The organism is Inquilinus limosus MP06 (assembly GCF_000767795.1).
In the GTDB taxonomy this organism is placed as follows: domain Bacteria; phylum Pseudomonadota; class Alphaproteobacteria; order DSM-16000; family Inquilinaceae; genus Inquilinus; species Inquilinus limosus_E.
The window spans coordinates 1-1,098 of record NZ_JANX01001028.1; the positions used below are offsets into that span (position 1 = coordinate 1).

A 1,098-nucleotide genomic window follows, 5' to 3' on the forward strand; every position below is an offset into this window, starting at 1 on the left:
GCGCTTGCGCGGCGGCGGCGCCTCGCGCTCCTCCTTCGGCTCGGTCAGCAGGCTGCCCAGCCAGCCGGCCAGGAAGCGGCGGTCGTCCAGCTTCTCCGCCAGATAGGCCCGCACCCGCTCGATCGCGGCGTCGGGAATCTCGCCCGGATTGGCCGGCGGCGCCAGGTCGGGGTCGGCATAGCGCCGCTCCTCGTCCTCGCTGTCGGCCACGGCGGCGGCGAAGCGGCCGGCCAACTCGGCCACGCTCGGGGCGCGGAAGCCGATCGAGAAGGTCAGGCAGTCATCCTCGGCCACCCCGTCATGGGCCCAGCCCGGCGGCAGGTACAGCATGTCGCCCGGCTCCAGCACCCATTCCTCGGCCGGCTCGAAGTCCGCCAGCAGCTTCAGCGGCTGGTCGGGCACCCAGGCGGGACGCACTTCGGCCGCGCCGCCGATCCGCCAGCGCCGTCGGCCCAGCCCCTGCAGCAGGAACACGTCGTACTGGTCGACATGGGCGCCGACGCCGCCGCCGGGCGGGGCGTAGCTGACCATGACGTCGTCCAGCCGCCAGTCCGGCACAAAGCGGAAGCGCTCGCGGAGATCCGCCACCGCCGGCTCCCACAGGTCGACGCCTTGCACCAGGAGGGTCCAGTCCCGCGCCGGCAGCTTGCCGAAATCGGCCTCGTCGAACGGCCCGTGCCGCACCGCCCATTTGCCGCGGCGGCGGGTGACCAGCCGGCTCTCCACCCCGTCCTCGCAGGCCAGGCCGGCCAGCTCGTCCGGCGTGATCGGGCTGGACCAGCCCGGGATCGCCTGGCGGATCAGCAGCGGCGCCTTCTGCCAGTGGCGGGCCAGGAAATCGGCGGCGGACAGGCCGCCGAGCAGGGGATCGGTCATGGAAGCCGCGATGTTGCCCAGGGAATGACGGCGCGCACTGTACCGGGTCGATCCGTCCTCGCCCAGCGGCGGTTCCGTCGTGCTAGCATCCGGCCAATGAGACACCGGAGGATGTCATGAGCGCGAATGATCCCGTCGTCATCGCGGGCGCGGCCCGCACCCCGATCGGGCGGCTTCCAGGGCGAGCTGAAGGATGTGCGCGCGCCGCAGCTCGGCGCCGTC

Annotated in this window: 1 protein-coding gene; it reads right to left on the reverse strand. The window is 73.2% G+C overall.

Annotation, left to right across the window (positions count from 1 at the left end):
* Positions 1–876, reverse strand: an 876-nt coding sequence (locus tag P409_RS34950) for a cupin domain-containing protein (protein ID WP_052121730.1), incomplete at its 3' end; no start/stop codon positions are given.
* Positions 877–1,098: the final 222 nt, after the last annotated feature.